General features: G+C 70.9%; 2 protein-coding genes. Both read left to right on the top strand.

Annotation, left to right across the window (positions count from 1 at the left end; genetic code table 11):
• The coding region (locus tag CVM52_RS27330) for a hypothetical protein (RefSeq protein ID WP_172721108.1) at positions 1 to 195 on the top strand (195 nt) is incomplete at its 5' end.
• Positions 185 to 930 (top strand): methylglyoxal synthase (locus tag CVM52_RS26115; RefSeq protein WP_100165089.1); only part of this gene is annotated, 746 nt, incomplete at its 3' end. The genes CVM52_RS27330 and CVM52_RS26115, both read left to right, overlap by 11 nt.

Raw genomic sequence — 930 nt, 5'->3', positions numbered from 1 at the left:
GATGCCTTTTCGGCGATGATCGCGGCGGGGCTGGCGCCGGGCCAGGCGCTGGGCCATCTCGACGCGCTGATCGCGGTCAGCACCGGCGCGCCGCATCTGCGGATTGCCGAAACCGCCGGCCAATGGACCGGCGCCGCCGCTGTGGCCCCCTCATCCCTCAAAGACCTTACGGAGCCTGCCGGACATGGCCTTTGAATTCATCCTCATGCTCACCTCGAACGATCGCACCATCCCCGACGCCGCCGCCCGGCTGGACGAGGCGCTGGAAGGCGGCGTGCGCCATATCGGCTTCAAGGATGTCGGCCTGCCGCTGGCCGAGTTGAAGGGCCTGGCCGACGCGATCCGCGCGGCCGGCGGACGTTCCTACCTCGAGGTGGTGAGCCTGGACGCGGAAAGCGAGCTGGCCTCGGCCCGGGCCGCAGTGCAGCTGGATGTCGATTGCCTGCTGGGCGGCACCCGGGCCGATGTGGTCACCGAGGTCACCCGCGACCACCCGGTGCGCTATTACCCGTTTCCGGGCCGGATCACCGGGCATCCCAGCGTGCTGGAGGGCCCGGCCGAGGATATCGCCGACAGCGCCCGGCGGCTGGCCGATCTGGAACATGTGCACGGCCTGGACCTGCTGGCCTACCGCTTTGACGGCGACGTGCCCGGCCTGATGGAACAGGTCTGCCGCAGCGTCGCCAAGCCGGTGATCATGGCCGGCAGCATCGACAGCGAAGAGCGGGTGATCGCGGCCGCCCGGGCCGGCGCGGCGGGCTTCACCGTCGGCACCGCCGCGCTGAAAGAGGACTTCCCCGCCGAAGGCCCCGGTTTCACCGAACAGGTGCGCACCATCCTGTCGATCACCGCCCGCGCGCAGGCGCGGGCGGTGATCGACAGGATGGTGCGCACCTGTCGATCACCGCCCGCGCGCAGGCGCGGTCGACC

The sequence above is a fragment of the Pseudooceanicola lipolyticus genome (assembly GCF_002786325.1).
GTDB classification, from domain to species: Bacteria; Pseudomonadota; Alphaproteobacteria; order Rhodobacterales; family Rhodobacteraceae; genus Pseudooceanicola_C; species Pseudooceanicola_C lipolyticus.
This window is presented reverse-complemented; position numbering and strand designations above follow the sequence as displayed.